21 protein-coding genes and 1 pseudogene are annotated in these 17,371 nt (G+C 27.9%); 4 read left to right on the top strand and 18 right to left on the bottom strand.

Annotated elements, in window-relative coordinates:
* Positions 1-22: 22 nt before the first annotated feature.
* From DZ67_RS0105775 to radA, 4 genes are read left to right on the top strand one after another with little or no spacing between them, the layout of a single operon-like run.
* Complete coding sequence (locus DZ67_RS0105775) at positions 23-424, top strand: hypothetical protein (RefSeq protein ID WP_024791888.1); 402 nt, start codon at positions 23-25, stop codon at positions 422-424.
* Positions 425-1,297, top strand: a complete 873-nt coding sequence (gene ftsY, locus DZ67_RS0105770) for a signal recognition particle-docking protein FtsY (RefSeq protein WP_024791887.1) — start codon at positions 425-427, stop codon at positions 1,295-1,297. It begins immediately after the preceding gene.
* Positions 1,290-1,538 (top strand): hypothetical protein, encoded by a 249-nt coding sequence (locus tag DZ67_RS0105765; RefSeq protein ID WP_024791886.1) that lies wholly within the window; start codon positions 1,290-1,292, stop codon positions 1,536-1,538. Before ftsY ends, DZ67_RS0105765 begins: the two co-directional genes overlap by 8 nt.
* Complete coding sequence (gene radA, locus DZ67_RS0105760) at positions 1,525-2,823, top strand: DNA repair protein RadA (protein ID WP_024791885.1); 1,299 nt, start codon at positions 1,525-1,527, stop codon at positions 2,821-2,823. Before DZ67_RS0105765 ends, radA begins: the two co-directional genes overlap by 14 nt.
* An 18-nt stretch (positions 2,824-2,841) precedes the next feature.
* Here the strand turns inward: radA and DZ67_RS0105755 are convergent, their stop codons facing one another.
* The 18 genes and pseudogenes from DZ67_RS0105755 to rbfA form a co-directional block, all read right to left on the bottom strand.
* A complete protein-coding gene (locus DZ67_RS0105755; RefSeq protein WP_024791884.1) occupies positions 2,842-3,420 on the bottom strand; it encodes a V-type ATP synthase subunit D in 579 nt (192 codons plus the stop codon).
* Complete coding sequence (locus DZ67_RS0105750; protein ID WP_024791883.1) at positions 3,413-4,738, bottom strand: V-type ATP synthase subunit B; 1,326 nt, start codon at positions 4,736-4,738, stop codon at positions 3,413-3,415. Before DZ67_RS0105750 ends, DZ67_RS0105755 begins: the two co-directional genes overlap by 8 nt.
* Before the next feature lies 1 nt (position 4,739).
* The gene (locus DZ67_RS0105745) at positions 4,740-6,455 is read right to left on the bottom strand and encodes a V-type ATP synthase subunit A (RefSeq protein WP_024787712.1); all 1,716 of its coding nucleotides are present in this window, start codon (positions 6,453-6,455) and stop codon (positions 4,740-4,742) included.
* Complete coding sequence (locus DZ67_RS0105740; RefSeq protein ID WP_024787711.1) at positions 6,449-6,952, bottom strand: hypothetical protein; 504 nt, start codon at positions 6,950-6,952, stop codon at positions 6,449-6,451. The genes DZ67_RS0105745 and DZ67_RS0105740 overlap by 7 nt, the downstream gene beginning before the upstream one ends.
* Positions 6,930-7,223 (bottom strand): V-type ATP synthase subunit F, encoded by a 294-nt coding sequence (locus DZ67_RS0105735; protein WP_024787710.1) that lies wholly within the window; start codon positions 7,221-7,223, stop codon positions 6,930-6,932. The genes DZ67_RS0105740 and DZ67_RS0105735 overlap by 23 nt, the downstream gene beginning before the upstream one ends.
* Positions 7,220-7,498, bottom strand: a complete 279-nt coding sequence (locus DZ67_RS0105730; RefSeq protein ID WP_024787709.1) for an ATP synthase subunit C — start codon at positions 7,496-7,498, stop codon at positions 7,220-7,222. The genes DZ67_RS0105735 and DZ67_RS0105730 overlap by 4 nt, the downstream gene beginning before the upstream one ends.
* A complete protein-coding gene (locus DZ67_RS0105725; protein WP_024791882.1) occupies positions 7,473-9,188 on the bottom strand; it encodes a V-type ATP synthase subunit I in 1,716 nt (571 codons plus the stop codon). The genes DZ67_RS0105730 and DZ67_RS0105725 overlap by 26 nt, the downstream gene beginning before the upstream one ends.
* Positions 9,188-9,922 carry a V0D/AC39 family V-type ATPase subunit gene (locus tag DZ67_RS0105720; RefSeq protein WP_024791881.1) on the bottom strand — a complete coding sequence of 245 codons (735 nt, stop codon included), beginning with the start codon at positions 9,920-9,922 and terminating at the stop codon, positions 9,188-9,190. The genes DZ67_RS0105725 and DZ67_RS0105720 overlap by 1 nt, the downstream gene beginning before the upstream one ends.
* Positions 9,910-10,215 (bottom strand): hypothetical protein, encoded by a 306-nt coding sequence (locus DZ67_RS0105715; protein ID WP_024791880.1) that lies wholly within the window; start codon positions 10,213-10,215, stop codon positions 9,910-9,912. The genes DZ67_RS0105720 and DZ67_RS0105715 overlap by 13 nt, the downstream gene beginning before the upstream one ends.
* 31 nt (positions 10,216-10,246) lie before the next feature.
* Positions 10,247-11,065, bottom strand: a complete 819-nt coding sequence (locus DZ67_RS0105710; protein WP_024791879.1) for a DnaJ domain-containing protein — start codon at positions 11,063-11,065, stop codon at positions 10,247-10,249.
* Entirely contained in the window at positions 11,046-11,777 is a 732-nt protein-coding gene (locus DZ67_RS0105705) for a class I SAM-dependent methyltransferase (RefSeq protein WP_024791878.1), read from the bottom strand. The genes DZ67_RS0105710 and DZ67_RS0105705 overlap by 20 nt, the downstream gene beginning before the upstream one ends.
* Positions 11,778-11,897: pseudogene (locus DZ67_RS11290) on the bottom strand (DNA adenine methylase); the annotation flags it as partial.
* A 17-nt stretch (positions 11,898-11,914) separates the two neighbouring features.
* A complete protein-coding gene (locus DZ67_RS0105695) occupies positions 11,915-12,751 on the bottom strand; it encodes a DNA-methyltransferase (protein ID WP_024787703.1) in 837 nt (278 codons plus the stop codon).
* A complete protein-coding gene (locus tag DZ67_RS0105690; protein WP_024791877.1) occupies positions 12,738-14,609 on the bottom strand; it encodes an AlwI family type II restriction endonuclease in 1,872 nt (623 codons plus the stop codon). Before DZ67_RS0105690 ends, DZ67_RS0105695 begins: the two co-directional genes overlap by 14 nt.
* Positions 14,606-15,625 (bottom strand): DNA adenine methylase, encoded by a 1,020-nt coding sequence (locus tag DZ67_RS0105685; protein WP_024791876.1) that lies wholly within the window; start codon positions 15,623-15,625, stop codon positions 14,606-14,608. Before DZ67_RS0105685 ends, DZ67_RS0105690 begins: the two co-directional genes overlap by 4 nt.
* Positions 15,625-16,587, bottom strand: coding sequence for a bifunctional diaminohydroxyphosphoribosylaminopyrimidine deaminase/5-amino-6-(5-phosphoribosylamino)uracil reductase RibD (gene ribD / locus DZ67_RS09935; protein WP_035907174.1), 963 nt, complete (start codon positions 16,585-16,587; stop codon positions 15,625-15,627). Before ribD ends, DZ67_RS0105685 begins: the two co-directional genes overlap by 1 nt.
* Entirely contained in the window at positions 16,584-17,024 is a 441-nt protein-coding gene (gene rimP / locus DZ67_RS0105675; protein WP_024787698.1) for a ribosome maturation factor RimP, read from the bottom strand. Before rimP ends, ribD begins: the two co-directional genes overlap by 4 nt.
* On the bottom strand, positions 17,017-17,370 hold the full coding sequence (gene rbfA, locus DZ67_RS0105670; RefSeq protein ID WP_024787697.1) for a 30S ribosome-binding factor RbfA: 354 nt from the start codon (positions 17,368-17,370) through the stop codon (positions 17,017-17,019). Before rbfA ends, rimP begins: the two co-directional genes overlap by 8 nt.
* Position 17,371 lies beyond the last annotated feature (1 nt).

The following is a 17,371-nucleotide window of genomic DNA, read 5'->3' as shown; positions in this document are numbered from 1 at the left end:
AAATTACATAAAAAGGACTGGTTTGAAATATTTTTTTTTAATAATTCTTATATTTTTAGGATGCAATAATTATCATACAAAAAATAACAATAATTTGCAAAAATCTAAAACAAAAATCACTAAAAAAACCATGGAATCAAACATTACAGTTATTAGGTTAAATGATATAAATTTAACATTCAAAAATAAAAAACTGCTTTATCCGAAAGAAAAAACTTATCTTCTTTTTTATAATAATTCAAATTATTCAAAAATGCAAGAAGAAGCTTTAAATTACCTGAAAATCAAATATATAAAAACAGACAATAAATTTTTACAGGATTATTTTAAAATAAAAATCTATCCTACCACTGTTATTTTAGATAAAAACAAAACCGTAAAATTAGAAAATTTCACACCTGTTGAAATATTAAAAGGATTTTAAATGTTCAAAATTTTAAAAAAAAGTTTAAATAAAACAAAAGAAGCAATTAAGCAGATTGTGGGAGCAGAAAAAAAAGAAAAAATTCCAAAAGATTTGCTTGAAGAAGCTTTAATTGAAGCGGACATAGATTATGATTTGGTAGAAAAACTTCTAAACAAACTTCCAAATGAGGTAAGCAGAGAAAGACTTAAAAAAGAATTGGATAAAATTTTTAATCTGCCTGAAAACAAAATTGAAATAAACGATAAACCGTATGTGTTTTTAATCATCGGTGTAAACGGGGCTGGAAAAACAACAACAATTGCCAAATTAGCATACAAATTCAAAAATGACGGTTATTCTGTAATCTTAGGGGCTGCGGACACTTTCAGGGCTGCTGCAATCGAACAGCTTAGCCGATGGGCTGAAATTTTAGATGTTCCTATTATAAAAACCCGTCAGGGACATGACCCGGCAGCGATAACTTACGACACTATCAGCTCGGCTAAAGCAAAAGGATTTGATATAGCACTTATTGATACTGCAGGAAGGCTTCATAACAAAAAAAATCTTCAAAATGAACTTAAAAAAATAGTAAATATCTCAAAAAAAGCATATCCTAACGCTCCTCAAAAAAAACTTTTGGTAATCGACGCAACACAGGGAAGCAGCGCAATAAACCAGGCGAAAATATTTAACGAAGTTGTGGGAATCGACGGAATAATTGTCACAAAACTGGACGGAACCGCCAAAGGAGGAAGTTTATTCAGCATAGTAAATGAGCTTAAAATCCCTATATATTTTGTAGGGGTCGGAGAAAAAAAAGAAGATTTGGTTAAATTTGATAAAAATGAATTTATAGAAGGAATGTTAGAGGGCCTTTACAGTGAATAACATAGTTTTTTATTTTGGAAGCATTATTATAATAGTTTTTTTTACAGGCCTTGCTGTTAAAAGATTTAAAGAAGACGATGAAATTGATTTAGAAAAACACAAATGGATTGTGGCAATATATATTATATTACTTGTAATGGCCATAATCTCCTGGAGAATTTTAGATTTGATGGTTGAGGCAAAAATGATGCAGATAAATAAATATAATAAAACGATAGAAGAATTCAATGGCAAAAATTAAAACAGCTTATGAATGCACCGAGTGCGATTACAAAAGCGCAAAATGGATGGGAAAATGCCCCGCCTGCGGAGCGTGGGACAGCTTTGTTGAAGTAAGTGAAACAAAAAAAAGCAAAACATCTTCAAAACCTTCAAAAATTATAAAATTCGAAAATATTGAAAAAGAGGAAATTGAGCGTTTTTCATCTTTAGACAGTGAACTCGATTTGGTATTGGGTGGCGGCATAGTGCCGGGCAGTTTAGTATTAATAGGCGGAAGCCCGGGAGTTGGAAAATCAACATTAATGCTGAAACTTGCTGGAAAACTTAATAAAAAAGTTTTATATGTGGCAGGGGAAGAGAGTCCCGGACAGATAAAACTGAGGGCTGAAAGGCTCGGCATTAAGAACAAAAATCTTTTTATTATGCCTGAAATTGTAATTGAAAACATACTTGAAGAAATAAAAAACTATGATTTGGTAATAATAGATTCCATTCAGACAATCTATTCAGAAAACCTCTCATCTGCCCCCGGAAGTGTTTCGCAGGTCAGGGAAGCTACATTTGAGCTTATGAGGGTGGCAAAAGAGACTAAAATCCCTGTTTTTATAATAGGTCATATTACAAAAGAAGGCTCAATTGCGGGGCCGAGGGTGCTTGAGCATATGGTTGACACGGTTTTATATTTTGAAGGGGATGCAAGCCGGGAACTGAGAATCCTAAGGGCATTTAAAAACAGATTCGGTTCAACCAGCGAAATAGGTATTTTTGAAATGACAAAACAGGGATTAGTCAGTGCAAAAAACAGAAGCTTCTTTTCAAAAAAAGCGCTTCCCGGAAGTGCAATTACAGTAATACTTGAAGGGACTCGTCCAATAGTTCTCGAAGTTCAGGCACTGGTCAGTGAAAGCTACGGCATACCCAAAAGAAGCGCTACCGGATTTGACCTCGCTAGACTCAATATGATTTTGGCTTTGCTTGAAAAAAAACTAAATCTCCCTTTTAATCAATACGATGTTTTCGTAAATGTAACAGGAGGGATTAAAATAAACGAAACGGCAGCGGATTTAGCCGTTATTGCCGCAATAGTAAGTTCATTCAGAAACAGACCCATCAGCAAAGAAACAGTTTTTATCGGGGAGGTAAGCCTGGTCGGAGACATAAGGGAAATCCCCGGGCTTGACATAAGGGTAAAAGAAGCAGCAAATTTAGGATTTAAAAAAGCCATTGTGCCAACTTTACCTATTGAAAAACCCCTAAAATGCTATGAAGTAAAAGAAGTAGAAAAACTGATTGAATGGATGTAATAGCAATTGAAAATTAAATTAATAATTTTTTAATTTTTTAATAATACTAATAAATTCCCTTTCATTTTCTTCTAAATGATTTTTAATTTCTTTTATTTCTTTTTCATATTTTGGTGTATAATAAAATTTAAGGGCATTTACTCTAATCATTGTTTTTTTAAGTTCTTCTGAAAGTTTCCATATTTTAATCTCCATTTCGCTGAGTTCCAAAATCATTTTTAATGCTTCAAAAAAATTTTCCCTTGCCAAATCTGTAAAAATATTTGAATCTATTTTTATATTAGGTTTTGATGATATTTTAAAATCAATTTTGGGTACAACCAGCCCTAAAAATGTTTTTTCAACCACTTTTAATTCAGTTTTAACAAAATCCTCTTTTTCAATTTTCCCACCGTTTTCCATAAAAGCTTTTATCAAAACATTATAACAGCTCCTCATATGTTCGTTAAGTTTTTTTCTTCTCGTATCAACAATATCAACCATTTTCATTATCTCTTTAATAAGTGCGTCCCTTTTCTGTTCAAGAACGTTTTCCCCTTCTTTTATTACTTCAAGTTCGGTTTTTAATTCCAATAAGGTTGTTTTATTCTTAACCATTTATATACTTTTTAATCTCTTCGTCAGTAAGACGTATGAGCTCACCCTCAGGAAGTATTTTTAACAATTCCCAGCCTTTGTCAAATGTTTCTTCAAAAGTTCTGCCAATATCCTGATTTACAAATTCTTTTTCAAATTTTTTTGAAAAAAGAAGATATTTTTTTTCTGTTTCGCTTAACTCCTCTTCTCCTATAATTGAGGCAAACATTTCTATTTTTTTTGCTTTGGCATATGAAGAATAAAGCTGTGAAGCAAATCTTTTGTGTGTTTTATCTATTGCTGAATTCATAAGTCTTGAAAGAGAGGTTAAAACATTTACGGGTGGAAAAATGCCTTTTTTATATAAATTTCTATCCATTGTTATTTGACCTTCAGTAATATAACCTGTCAAATCCGGAATAGGATGCGTTATGTCATCATCGGGAAGTGTCAGTATTGGAATTTGCGTAATAGAACCTTTTTTCCCTTTTAAAATACCGGCCCTTTCATAAATACTCGCCAAATCACTGTACATATAACCTGGATATCCTTTTTTACCCGGAATTTCTTCTTTTTTAGCTGAAATTTCCCTTAAAGCATTTGCATAATTTGTCATATCATAAAGAATCACTATTACATTTTTACCTTTTTCAAAAGCCATATATTCTGCAAATGTCAGCGCACTTCTTGGCAATACAAGTGAATTTACGGCAGGTTCGTTGGCAAGATTCAAAAACACCGTTACATTTTGATTATTTTTTACAATATTGTCAATTAAAAATTCGGCTCTTTCATGCCTCAGTCCTATTGCCCCAAGAATTACAACAGAATTTTCAATTTCTATCTGGGTGGCCAGTTTAGCGACAAATTCATCGTTGGGAAGGCCGCTTAATGCAAAAATTGGAAGTTTTTGCCCTTTTATAAGGGTATTTAATGCATCAATTGAGCTAAACCCTGTTTTTACAATGTCCTTGGGATAAAGTCTTTTTGCAGGATTATATGCCCCTACATTGATATTTTGATATTTTTCTATGTTTACTATACTCTTATCTAAAATTTCTCCAAAAGAATTTAACACTTTTCCGCTCATCTCTTCACTAAGAGGTATTTGTACAGGTTTGTATTTGAATTCAACCTTTATATTTTGTAAATCAAGTTCATAAACTTCACCTAATATTTCTATAACGGTAATTTGTTCATTTATAGAAGAGACAATTCCCTTTAAAATCTTTTCATTTGAACGGATAGCAACTTCTTCGTTTAACCCCACATTTTCTACTGTTTCAAAGAAAAGCAGATTTCCTTTTATTTCAAGCGCACCCTCATATTCAATTCTCATGTTATTCTCCGTAATTTTTTATAAAATCTTCATAATACTGCTTTATTTTATCCCTTAAATCTTTATATTTTTCATATTCATCATTTTTTATAAAATATTTACTCTGTATAAATTCGTTTATTATTTTTTGATTTTTTAATATTTCTACAGGAATTTTCTGAACCATCCCCTGCTTGAAAATATTATAAATTAACAAAATGGTTTTTGCAATTTCCATCTGTTTTTCAGCCGAACAGAATGCATCCACCTCATCAAAGGCATTTTGCTGTAAAAAAGCCTCTTTTATAATTTCCGCAATATAAACGGTTAACTTTTCTTCTTCAGGTAAAGCCTGAATCCCTAAAAGTTTAACAATTTTTTGAAGCTGCTCGTCTTTTGAAAGAATATTGTTAAACTCCTGTCTGATTTCACTCCAATTTCCTATTTTTCCCCACCACTGTTTTAAATTTTCAATATAGTTGGAATAACTGTTCAAGTAATTGATTGCAGGATAAAATCTTGCATTTGCAAGTGTCTTATCAAGAGCCCAGAAAACGCTTGTAAATCTTTTGGTATGTATAGTAATCGGTTCTGAAAAATCCCCTCCTGCAGGAGAAACCGCACCTATTATGCTTAAAGAACCGGCCTCTTTATTTACCGTTTCAATTTTTCCGGCCCTTTCATAAATAGAAGCGATTTTTGACGAAACATCTGCAGGATAACCCTCTTCCATCGGAAGCTCACCCATTCTGCTGGAAAGTTCTCTCATAGCTTCAGCCCATCTTGAAGTAGAATCTGCCATTAAAGCCACACTATATCCCATATCCCTAAAATATTCACCTATGGTAATGCCAAGATATATGGATGATTCTCTTGCGGAAACGGGCATATCTGACGTATTGGCTATTAAAACAGTTCTGTTCATTAAAGGCTGTTTGGTTCTAGGATCAATTAATTTGGGAAATTCTTCTAAAATTTCGGTCATTTCATTGCCTCTCTCACCGCACCCGATATAAATTATCACATCCGCATTACAATATTTTGCCAGTGTTTGCTGCAAAACGGTTTTTCCTGTTCCAAACCCCCCAGGAATTGAAGCACTCCCGCCTTTACTTATAGGAAACATAAAATCTATAATTCTCTGTCCTGTAATTAACGGCTCGTCTAACGGCACCCTTTTTATTTTATTTGTAATCCTTAGGGGTCTTTTTGTAAGCATTTGAACACTGTTTTCCCCAACTATTGCAATTGTTTCTTTTATATTAAACTCCCCTTCTTTTAAACCCTCTATTATTCCTTCAAATTCACTTAAAATTTTATATACAAAATTATTATCCTCCACCAATCCTAAAATCTGCCCTCTTTTTATATATTCCCCGTTTTTTACAGAAGGTTTGAAATAATATTTCTTTTCCATATCCAAAGGAAAAGATTTTGCCCCTTTTACAATTCTTTCTTCTAAATTAAACAAATTCCTTTGAATTCCGTCATAAACGCTTCCCAAAATTCCGGGGGCTAAATATGCACTTAAAAGAGAAGAAGTCAGTTTTACATTTTCTTTAAGTTTAAGAGATGTTGTATCCTCATATACCTGGATTGTAATTTCATTTTTTGTAACCCTTATAATTTCACCTATTAATTCATTCTCCCCTACATAAACACACTCGTTCATTAAAGGATTTTCATTTTTATATCTTGCATTTACAATAGGCCCGTTTACTGAAGTGATTTCTACCATTTTAAACTCTTTAATTTGTTTTCTATAATTTCATTAAAATCCAAAACAATGTTTTTTCTTTTATATTTAAAAATAACCGTTTTTAATTTATGCTTTTTTATTGTAAACTTTGAAGTAATGTTTACATCCTCGGGAATAAACAGTTCGCCTTCAAAATATTCTTTTTCGAGTTTTTTAATAAAACAGTTTATTAGATAATCTTTTTCTTTTTCAATTTTTTCCATAATCAAACTTTTCATAACATCATATTTTTTCTTAAAAAAATTATTATATAAATCAATATAATGCTTGGTAATTTGAAGTTTTTTTATTTTTATAAGCTTTTCATATTTTTCTTTTAATAATTTTCTTTCTGTTGAAATATCAAGCTGCTTTAAATATTCTTCTTTTTCTTTTTTGATTTTTATTTTAGCCTCATTTATCTTTTTGTTTCTCTCTTCAATGGCTTCTTTTAAAGTTTCTTCTTCTAAAAACTTAAAGTCTGATTCCAAGAACATTTGAAAGATACCTTTTTATATTTTCATTTAAATATGTTTTTTCAAAAGAAGGGACAAACACAATAGAAGGCACGGCTTTTTTTTTGATAAAATGGGAAAAATTTTCTTTAAAAATTTCATAATACCTGTCTGCAATAATAATTAAACCCACATCTTTATCTTTAATTACTTCTTTAAAATCTTTTTTAAAATCGCCGACTTCCAGCGTGCCTATCCCACACAGAGAAAAACCGATACACTCTTCTTTTATTCCTAAAAAAACTATTTTCATATTTTCCCTAAAATCATAATTGAAACAATAAGACCGTATATTGCTATACCTTCAGCCAAACCTAAAAATATAAGAGCTTTAGTTGAAATTTCAGGTTTTTCCCCTATTGTACCCATAGCAGCCGCACCCACAAGGCCTACTGCAATACCTGCTGCAATACTTGAAAGTCCCACTGAAAGGGCAGCGGCAATATATGCATATGCATTATCATCTGCAAACATTAAAACAGGCAACAAAAACAAAATAACTTTAACTCCCAAACGGTTTGTATTCATATCCTCCTCCTTCATAAAATCTTTTAAAAAATTCATAATACTCAAGTCTTAATGTCTGAATAAAAACAACAACCCCTTCCAGTATTATAATAAAAATATTGCCAAAAAAAACAACAATCCAATATCCGCTCTCATTTAACATTCTGGCAATACTGAAAATAGCCATAAACAAAGCAGCGTGAGCCAGGGCAAAAGCACCTGCTCTTACAAAAGAAATAGTATTTGTGATGTTTTCCAAAAAAGCAATCAATACTTCAAAAAATGATTCGGAGGTTTTTTTACTCTCATAAATCAAATGTCCCAAAAATACAGCCGCTAAAACAAAAAGCATAGCCAAATCTATTTTTATGGAAACATTAAAAACAAATGTTTTTACACCTATCCAGATTAACAACATATAAATCATAAAGCTTACTATTCCGTTTTCACCCCAAATTAATTTTTTTAAATTATTTTTTTTATAATTAGTAAACATAAAAATAAAAAAACCGAAACTAATAATAAAAACACCTGCTACAATACTGATAACAATCAAAGAATTTATATTTTCCAAAGGGGAAAAGGTATGAAAAATTTCAAATCCGAAACAATGCCCGTATATAACACCGAAAATCATTGATGAAATTCCGCTTAAAAAAAGAATATTTCCAAATAATGATTTTTTAGACAAAACATATCCTAAAATTGCCAAAATCAACCCCTGTCCCATATCCCCGAACATTAAACCAAACAAAAACAAAAACACAATGGCAAATGCAACTGTCGGATTTATTTCATAAGGTTTCGGAAGGGAATAATTTTTTACCAAAAGTTCAAACGGTTTAAAAATTTTAGGAGTATATAAAAGAGTGGGCGCGTCAGTATAATCTGTTTTTTTTAAAATTAAAAAAGGAAGTTTTTCAAATTTACTTTTTGGAATCCAGCCCTCTAAAATATAAAAACTGTCCTTTTGCTGTAAAAAACTTTTTATATCATAAATCTGATACAAATATTTTAAATGGGAATAGACTTTTAAAAGTTTTTCTTTTTCTATATTGATATCTTCTTCAAGGGCTGTTAATATTTTTTTTTCTTTTTCGATATCTTCTTTTTTTAATAAAAATAAATCTTTATTTATTGTAATAATTGAAAATTCTTTTAAAATTTCAAAAATTTTATTATGCCTTTTAGGCGGTGAGATAAAAACAGTGTATACATTATTGTTTTTTATTTCATAAACAGAAAGAATATTGTAATTCAACATTAAAAACTTTATTTTTTCAAAATGTTCAACAGGTATATTTGTACATTCAAAAGTTAAAAATTTCAAAGAATTAAAAAATTCTTTATCTGTTTTTACAATATCTAAAAAAGTGTTTAATTTATTTAAGTTTTCCTCTTTTCTTAAGATTTCTTTTTTTAAATTGATATATTTTTCAAATTTTTCAGAAATACCCATTAAATATTTTTCAATTTCATCAATCGTAAAATTTTCTTTTTTTGCATTAACAGGAGGAACTTGAGAAATTGAAATATATTTTTTTGCAATTGCAAGTAAATTTTTTACTTTATAAAACTCTTCTTTGAAAAGTCTATTTTCTTCTTTTTTTATATGTAAAATCTTTTTTTTAATTAAAAAATCCAAAAAATCATCTATCTTATCTTCAGGAACTTTAAAGGTTACCTTATACATTGTTTCAGGAAAAAGCATTACACAACCATTTTTTTTATTTCTTGCTTGTCTAGGGAATATTTCAATCCTATGACAAAAGAAGAAATATTTTTAATTTCTTTTTGTTTAATCTGCAAGAACACAAAAGGCACTGAAAGCTTAAAAGGATATCCATACCACACTTGTCTTAAAAAATCATAATAATTATCAAAAAGTGCTTTTTTAACCAGAGAATAATCATTTACATTTAATCCCAGCTTACTTGAAAAATCATATAAATTTTCTGATGACGCTATTTCTTTAAGTTCCGATAATGATTTGTTTCCGTATGGAATAAGATATGCGAAAAATTTTTCTATTTTAAGAGAATATATTATTTTATATTTTAAAATGGTAATTAGATTAAGGACATCAACATAATTTTTTATTATTTTTTCTATATCTTTTTTGTCATTTTTTGAAATTTTAAAAACAGCTTTTTTTAAATCATCAATATTTGGATTTTTTTCAAAAAAAAAGAGAGTAAATAAATGTTTTTCATTTTTATTTAGATTTTTTGTTATTTTAAAAAATAAATTTAGATAATAATTTTCTAATGAACTCAATAAATCATCGCTTTTTGGAGAAATTAAAAAATTTTTATAAACAGTTGTTTGAAGCAATGAATATAAATCAGAAAGATTATTACACTCAAAAAGTTTTTCTTTTGAAATTTCTTTTGTTTTAAGACTTCTTACTAAAGCATTCACATATGCATATTTTAATGCGGACATAATTCTTCTTTTATGCTTTCAAAAATTTTATTAATCTGTTTGTTTTCATCAAAATTTAAAAAATTTAATTTCTCTTCATATTTTTTAATTATTTCTTTTTTATAATTTTCTATTTCTTCTTTTATCAGTTGTTGTAAAATATTTTCATATTTTTTAATGTCTGCCTGAAAAGATTTAAAAATTTCCCTTTTTTCTTCTTCCCACACTTCATACATATCAGAAATTTCACTGTTTGCTGAAGCAATTATCTCAAAAGCTTTTTGGTCTAATTTTAAAATATCTTCAATATCCATAAAAATACCTTTTTTTTATTATATCGAAAATTTAACGGCTTGCTCTGTTATTATAATATTCTTCCAAAAGCTCATAACTCTCTTTTACCCTTCTGAATTTTTTATCATATATTTTTCTAATAAGCTCTGGTTTAGTCCTGTGTAAATCGGGATGATATTTTTTTGCAAGACGTCTGTATTCTTTTTTTATTTTATTCCATTCATAAATATTATCGACACCGAATAATTCCAATGCATTTTTTATTTTAGTTAAATATTCTTTTAACGAACCTTCGACGTTAAAACTCTCAGTGCTTTCAAATTCCTCTTTTTTTACCCTAAATTCGACCTTATATCCCATAATGGAATGCTTTGAAATAAGGGCACTTACCAATCTTTTACTCTCCCCGTTCAGCGAAACGATAATTTTCTCTTTGCCAAAATCCAAAATATCAAATAGAAAAATCCCTTTTATATAATTAAAAACTTTTTCTTTCGGATTTGCAAAAAGAATTTCAAACTCTTTGGAAGAAATTTTTCTAACAGTAATATAAACTGCTTTTTCATCAAATAAAACCTGATATTTTTTTATTTTTACAATACAGTCTTTTTTAAAATTTAAAATAAGTTTTTTATATGTGGCTTTATTAAAATCTTTTCTCTTTTTATACATATTGCCAATGGCGTTTATCAACAATTTGTGTTTTTCAATATTATTTTTGTCAAAATAAATTTTATAAATATTCTCTTTTATTTCAAGTTTATTGAAAGAAAGTCTGATGAATTCTATAAAACCCTTTATATTAAATCTTGAATCTATAACAACTTCAATATTGTCAGCAATTTTTATTTCAAATATCCTGTCGTCCATTTTTCTTTGCTATTATTAATGTCGCAACGGGAAAAATAAGTTTTTCTTTCATTACTATTTCATAACCTTTTAAATTTTTTAAAATATCATCTTCATTCAATGAATTTATACTTTTCCCCAGCAACTTATATTCCTCTTTCATTCCAAGCAATATCCCGGCAATTAAAGGCACTATTTTATTCATGTACCACATAATTAATTTAGCTATTAATGAATCGTTTTTTACCATTTCAACAATAGCAAAATATCCCTCATCTTTTAAATGAGCCGTTAAATTATTTATTCCTTTTACCAAATTATCAAAATTCCTAAGTCCCATAAATGAAGTTATTAAATCTGCTTTTTCATCTATTTTAAAATTTTCGGCGCTGTCTTGAATAATTATATATTCTTTATTTTCTTTTTTAAGCTTAATATATGGCTTTTCTTGAAACTGCACTTCAAATTTTTCTTCTTTAAATCCGGCATTCTTAAATTTTTCCACCATTATTTTTACCATTTCAGAGCTTGGTTCTATAAAATAAATCTTATCAAAACCTGTTTTTGCCATTTCGCCCGTAGCACTTGCCGCGTCAATCATCACCCCGTTTTTTATAAATTTTTTTATTTTTCTGATAAACAACCATCTCCAAACTTCTTCTATCCCAAAACTGACTATTTTTGTAGCCAAATCATAACGGCGGGCAAGTTTGTCGTATATTTTTACATCCATCTATTTCCTTAAAATGTGCAAATATTCATAAGTTTTATCAGCTTTATGGTTTCTGTTACTATCAGCTTTAAATCTTTGATATTCTTTTTTTACCAATTCGTATTTTCCATATTTAGACATAATTTCTTTCTCTTTCATTAATTTACAAAATCAAAAAGAGTTTTTTCTTTTCTTTTATCAGTAATATTATCTATATAAAACTCCCCTAATCTTTTTAAAATAGCCTTATAATATTTTTTTTCTTTTTCAATAGCAATGAATTTTCTATTATATTTTTTTGCAACATATGGTGTTGTTCCACTTCCAGCAAATGGATCAAACACAATATCACCTTCATTTGAAAAACCTAAAATTATTCTTTTTAATAACTCTTCCGGTTTTTGAGTAGGATGAAGAGCTTTACCATTTTCATCTTTTAATCTCTCTTTCCCCTGACATAAAGGTATCTGCCAAACATCTCTAAGCTGCTTTTTCCTACCATCCTTTGTTCTTTCCGGATTTAATTCTTTTAAAATTTCATAATTAAAAATCCAATTTTTACCTTTAACAGCCCAAATAATAAATTCAGTTGAATGAGTTAAAACTCTTCTTGTCAAATTTGGCATTGCATTAGTTTTTTGCCAAGTAATTATATTATTTATCTTAAATCCATTTTCTTTAAGCCCCATAGTGCATTCACCAATATTGTGATAACTACAACAAATAAAAATACTTCCATTTTCTTTTAATATTCTCTTACAAGCTTTTATCCACTTATTTGTAAAGTCTTTATACTCTTCAAAACTCATTTTATCCCACTCTTCATTTACCATAAAGTAATCCCCGCCTGTTTTATTACCCACCAGTTTTAATCCATTACCACTAAGATTATATGGAGGGTCTGCAAAAATTAATTGAATAGAATTATCTTCTATTTTATTTTTATCGTTTAAAACATTAAGACAATCATCATTATATATTTTATTGATTTGCATTAAATTTTCCTTTTACCACACTTTTATACCATTTAACTCCATCATTTTCTTTATCAGAAATACAACTATTTTTAATATCTAAAAAATCGTTCAAATCTATATTTTGCTTTAAAATATAAATTATTTCATCTATACTTAATGGCAAAATTTCAAGTCCCTTTATAACTTTACTATAATCATTTATATCATAAAAATTTAAATTTTTATATGCTCTAAAAATGACTAAAACATTAGGGTCTAAATAAGGAGCTATAAAAACACCAAATGCTTTTTTTTGAAAATTATGTCTTCCAATATGTCTAATAACAGGTTCAAGTTCCATTCGCCTTTGATTCTCATCGGTTGTCAAAGTAACTTCAATAATCATATCCATTTCATCAAAGTTAAATACTATATCAGCTTTATTTCCACTTGCAAATCTAATAGGTAACATAGAAGCATTCAAACTCATATTCAAAAAATCTAAATCGATAGTTTTACTTATTTTATAAAAAACTATCCCTATTAAATATTCAAAAATAGTTGGAATATTTGCATCCCAATCCACATACGAACTTATATACTTATCTTCTCTTTTTTTTATTTTTTCAAATAATGTTATCAAATTATCATTAGAAAAATATTTATTAACTAACTTATCAAATATTCTTTTTTTATTTTGTAACTTAATATTTTTGATATACTGCCTTAAATTTTCATCTTTAGCAATTTTATATTTATCTTTTATTTTATTGAAAAAATAGTTTTCATCAAACTTTAATACACCTGATAATAATTTATTATAATCTTTTTCATTATTTAATTCATCCTCAAAATATAATTTTACTAACTCATCTAAATAAATATTTTCATTATCAAAAATAATTACTTCACTTAATTCAATAAATCTTTTATTTAAATCATAATAATCTTCTAAATTAACTTTCCATTTTGAAGTGTGAAAAAAATAAAATAATTCTTCATCTTTCAAATTGTCTAATTTTAATTTTTTAAATTTTTCAAAACTATTTAAACAAAGTCTTTTTCTAAATTCTGGTTTAAGTTTTGAAGAATCAAATTTATTAACTATCTCTTTTAATTTTGTGAATTTATCTTTTGAATTATTAAAAGTTTTCAATTCATTAAAAAGTTCTAAAAAAATTTGTGAATTTTTTTTACTTTTTCTATCCATTAAGACTATTTCAAAAGTTTTTAAATTTTTATCATTTTCTAAAAAAAATTTTAATGCCTTTTCATAATTATTTTTTTCTTTTATTTTATTTTCTAAATATTCATAAATATTAAAATTTTTATTCTGTTTTAAAAATTTTTCTAAATCTAAAATATCATTAAAATTTTGACATAAACTAAGAGCATACATAAAAACTTTTTTAGAAATAGAATCAAATTTTATAAGTAAATAAATTAATGACAAAAAAGGATTTATATTGAAATTTTTATATGCTCTTTTATTTTTATTAAAATTTATTTTTAAAAGTTGTTTAAAATATAAAAATGCATCATTTCTTAAAAAAAATAAATTATTAAAGTTATAATTTTTATCATAATTAATTTTATATAGTTTTTTTCCTATCTCTGTTAATTGTCTTTCATTATCAACTAATCCCAAATCTACCAATGGAGATGTTTTTTGTCTTGCATCTTTTGCTTTATTTTTTGAAGTTTCTTTTGCTAATCCTTCTTCTAATAACATTTCAAAATAAATTTCTTGTAAATCTTTCCAATTTTTATCAGGATAAATATTTCTTAATTCTTTTAATCTAATAAGTTGTCTTTCTATTTTATATTTTAATTCACTTACTCTAAAAGAAGTAGTTCCATAACTCCAACTATATGTTTGAAACTTTATTTCATTCATTTCATAACCTTCACAAAAAACACTCTTTCTTTATGATTGTTTCTTTCACTCTTTCCACTTCTAAAATCTTTATACTCTTTTTCAAAAACTTCCACTTTTCCTTTGTGTTTTAGCATTCTAAAAATATTCTCATCACTTATTCTTGCATTACTTCTACTATGGCCTTTATCCTCCATATTATTATAACTAAAAAGAATATATTTAGCTTTAGCATTCTTTATTAAATCCTCAAAAAATTTAACAGCTTCTTTTTGATTATATCCACTTTTTAAATGAGTAGTATCAAATTTTTTTGCAACTCCTTTAACTTCCGGTTTTTGCCATAAAGCTAAATTTTCTAAAAGATGATACATATTTGAATATTGTCTTGAATTATAAGGAGGATCAACATATAATATATCACACTCAATTTCTCTAATTAAAGTATTTGCATCCATATTATAAATCTCATTATTTTTATTTCTTTTCAAATCAATATCAGGCATTTTTAATTCAAATTCTTTTTCTTTTATCACTTTTTTTATATATGCATCATAATGTCCAACTGTATTTGCTATTTTATCAATCGCATAAATTAAAGAAGTTAAAAGAATATTTTTCTCCTTCACATTTATTTTATTTTCCAAAAACCAATTATTTATTTTTTTTCTAATAGCCCCTATTTTAATAGCATTTTTTTTACAAAAATATTTATCTCCAAAATTTATAGAAAAATAATTTTCTTCAAATACACTTAGATTATTTAGTTCATCTATTAATTCCAATATCTTTTTCTCATCAAATTTTTCATCGCTCAAAAAAGCTTTTAAAGCTATAAAATTATGATATAAAAAATCATTAACAATTATTTTTTTATTTTCTTCATTAAAAAAAGCCCCAACGCTTCCAGTACCTGCAAAAATATCGCAAAAAGAATAATATTCTTTTACATTTTCATCTACTATTTTTTTTATTAAATCTAAAACTTTTGTTTTATTTCCTAAATATCTTCTTTGATTAATTTTAAACGAATCCATCACCTCCCCCATACAACAAAATCATCTTTTTTTTCAATATGCATTATCTCAATTTCATCATTTGTTTTAAAATTATTTCTCATAAACATTTTAGGAGTTATTATAAAAACTTTCCAATCTACAAAATCTTTAAGCTCATTATATAATTTTTCACCGCCTTCAACCATTATAAAATTATAATCATTTAGCCTTTTTAAATTATCCTCTATAAAAACTCTTCGTCCTTTTACATTAAACAAAGGAATAGTTTTATCAAATTCTTTTTGTTTTGAATAAATAAGCACATCCGGAGCAATTCCTTTTACTCTCCTGCTGTCAAGTGTGGGTCTATCAATTCTGACGGTATTCCCGCCTATTACCAATAAATCAATTTTATCCCTTATCTGATGCACCCACTTTAAAGAGCTTTCACTGCTTATATATCCTCCTGTAATTACCCCGTTTAAACTCTGGACTAATTTAAAAAATATAAATTTATCTTTATTCCATTTTATAAAAGGTTCAATCAAATCAAAACATCTTTTATCATTAATTACTTCAACTTCAATACCGGCATTTTTAAGTATTCCAGCCCCGCCGCTGTGTTCAATTATTGGATCAAGCCAGCCGATTGTTACTTTTTTTGGTTTTAAAACTGAGAGTAAATTTGCACATGACGGTGTTTTTCCTATGTGGGAGCAAGGCTCAAGCGTGACGTAAATCTCGGCATCTTTAAAAAAATTGTTATGGTTTTTTATCAAAAATTCATGGATTTCTTTAGCTGAGTTTAATTTCGGAGTTTTATGAAAAAAAGAAAAGGCCTTAAAAAGAGCGTTTACCTCTGCATGAGGCTCGCCCGCTTTTTTATGGGCATCTGTAAAAATTTGATTTTTAACTATTACAGCGCATCCAACAGCCGGATTCGGGTAGGTTAAAAGCTGGTATTTCCAGGCTTCATTAACGGCTAAACTTAAGGCTTTTATTTTAAGCCTTTATAATTATTCCAATCAACATATGTTTTTGCTTTTTTTATATCTTCAAACTTTACTTTCTCTTTTCCTATTTCTGCAACATCTCCGTCAAAACTTTTTAATGTGCCTTTTATTTTTTTGCCTTCATTTGTTGTTACTTTAACATTTTCTCCTATACTTTTTTCAAAATGCTCTTTTTTGGTAAGTTTTCTCTCAAGCCCCGGTGAACTGACTTCTAAGAAATATCTCTCTTTTATAGGCTCTTCCACATCAAAAATTGGTGAAAGCATATTATTTATGGCTTCGCAGTCGTTTAAATTAACGCCGCCCGGTTTTGTTATATAAATTCTGAAATATTTGTGTCCGCCCTCTTCTGTAATTTCAACATCATAAAGGTCACAGCCGTAATTTTTAACTGTTTTTTCAATAATTTCTTTTAAATTATTCACCTTTTGCCTTTATTTTTTCAAATAATTCTTCCATTTTGTTTTCTTTTTCAAGGAGTTCGTCAAATGTAAAAGTTAAATTTGGGACTTTAAACCAGCCGGTTGATTTTAGGCAGTAATTTTGAATATATCCTCTCGCCTGTTTAAGCTGTTTTAGGGCCTCGCGTTGTTCTTTTTCATTTAAATAACTTTTTTCTAAATAAACTTTTGCATCACTTCCATCGCGGGAACAAACAACATCAACAACCCCAAGGCCTCTGATTCTGCTGTCATTCATCTGAGCAAGCACTTCAGGAATAATTTCTTTAAGCAGGGATTCTTTTCTTTGGACTTTTATACTTTTATCCATT

The sequence above is a fragment of the Lebetimonas sp. JS138 genome, assembly GCF_000523335.1.
In the GTDB taxonomy this organism is placed as follows: Bacteria; Campylobacterota; Campylobacteria; order Campylobacterales; family Nautiliaceae; genus Lebetimonas.
This window is presented reverse-complemented; position numbering and strand designations above follow the sequence as displayed.

Excerpts from the sequence above, each read along its gene's own strand:
- ftsY (WP_024791887.1), top strand. The coding sequence starts at position 425 with ATGTTCAAAATTTTAAAAAAAAGTTTAAATAAAACAAAAGAAGCAATT.
- radA (WP_024791885.1), top strand. The coding sequence starts at position 1,525 with ATGGCAAAAATTAAAACAGCTTATGAATGCACCGAGTGCGATTACAAA.
- DZ67_RS0105755 (WP_024791884.1), bottom strand. The coding sequence starts at position 3,420 with ATGGTTAAGAATAAAACAACCTTATTGGAATTAAAAACCGAACTTGAA.
- DZ67_RS0105750 (WP_024791883.1), bottom strand. The coding sequence starts at position 4,738 with ATGAGAATTGAATATGAGGGTGCGCTTGAAATAAAAGGAAATCTGCTT.
- DZ67_RS0105745 (WP_024787712.1), bottom strand. The coding sequence starts at position 6,455 with ATGGTAGAAATCACTTCAGTAAACGGGCCTATTGTAAATGCAAGATAT.
- DZ67_RS0105740 (WP_024787711.1), bottom strand. The coding sequence starts at position 6,952 with ATGTTCTTGGAATCAGACTTTAAGTTTTTAGAAGAAGAAACTTTAAAA.
- DZ67_RS0105735 (WP_024787710.1), bottom strand. The coding sequence starts at position 7,223 with ATGAAAATAGTTTTTTTAGGAATAAAAGAAGAGTGTATCGGTTTTTCT.
- DZ67_RS0105730 (WP_024787709.1), bottom strand. The coding sequence starts at position 7,498 with ATGAATACAAACCGTTTGGGAGTTAAAGTTATTTTGTTTTTGTTGCCT.
- DZ67_RS0105725 (WP_024791882.1), bottom strand. The coding sequence starts at position 9,188 with ATGCTTTTTCCTGAAACAATGTATAAGGTAACCTTTAAAGTTCCTGAA.
- DZ67_RS0105720 (WP_024791881.1), bottom strand. The coding sequence starts at position 9,922 with ATGTCCGCATTAAAATATGCATATGTGAATGCTTTAGTAAGAAGTCTT.
- DZ67_RS0105715 (WP_024791880.1), bottom strand. The coding sequence starts at position 10,215 with ATGGATATTGAAGATATTTTAAAATTAGACCAAAAAGCTTTTGAGATA.
- DZ67_RS0105710 (WP_024791879.1), bottom strand. The coding sequence starts at position 11,065 with ATGGACGACAGGATATTTGAAATAAAAATTGCTGACAATATTGAAGTT.
- DZ67_RS0105705 (WP_024791878.1), bottom strand. The coding sequence starts at position 11,777 with ATGGATGTAAAAATATACGACAAACTTGCCCGCCGTTATGATTTGGCT.
- DZ67_RS0105695 (WP_024787703.1), bottom strand. The coding sequence starts at position 12,751 with ATGCAAATCAATAAAATATATAATGATGATTGTCTTAATGTTTTAAAC.
- DZ67_RS0105690 (WP_024791877.1), bottom strand. The coding sequence starts at position 14,609 with ATGAATGAAATAAAGTTTCAAACATATAGTTGGAGTTATGGAACTACT.
- DZ67_RS0105685 (WP_024791876.1), bottom strand. The coding sequence starts at position 15,625 with ATGGATTCGTTTAAAATTAATCAAAGAAGATATTTAGGAAATAAAACA.
- rbfA (WP_024787697.1), bottom strand. The coding sequence starts at position 17,370 with ATGGATAAAAGTATAAAAGTCCAAAGAAAAGAATCCCTGCTTAAAGAA.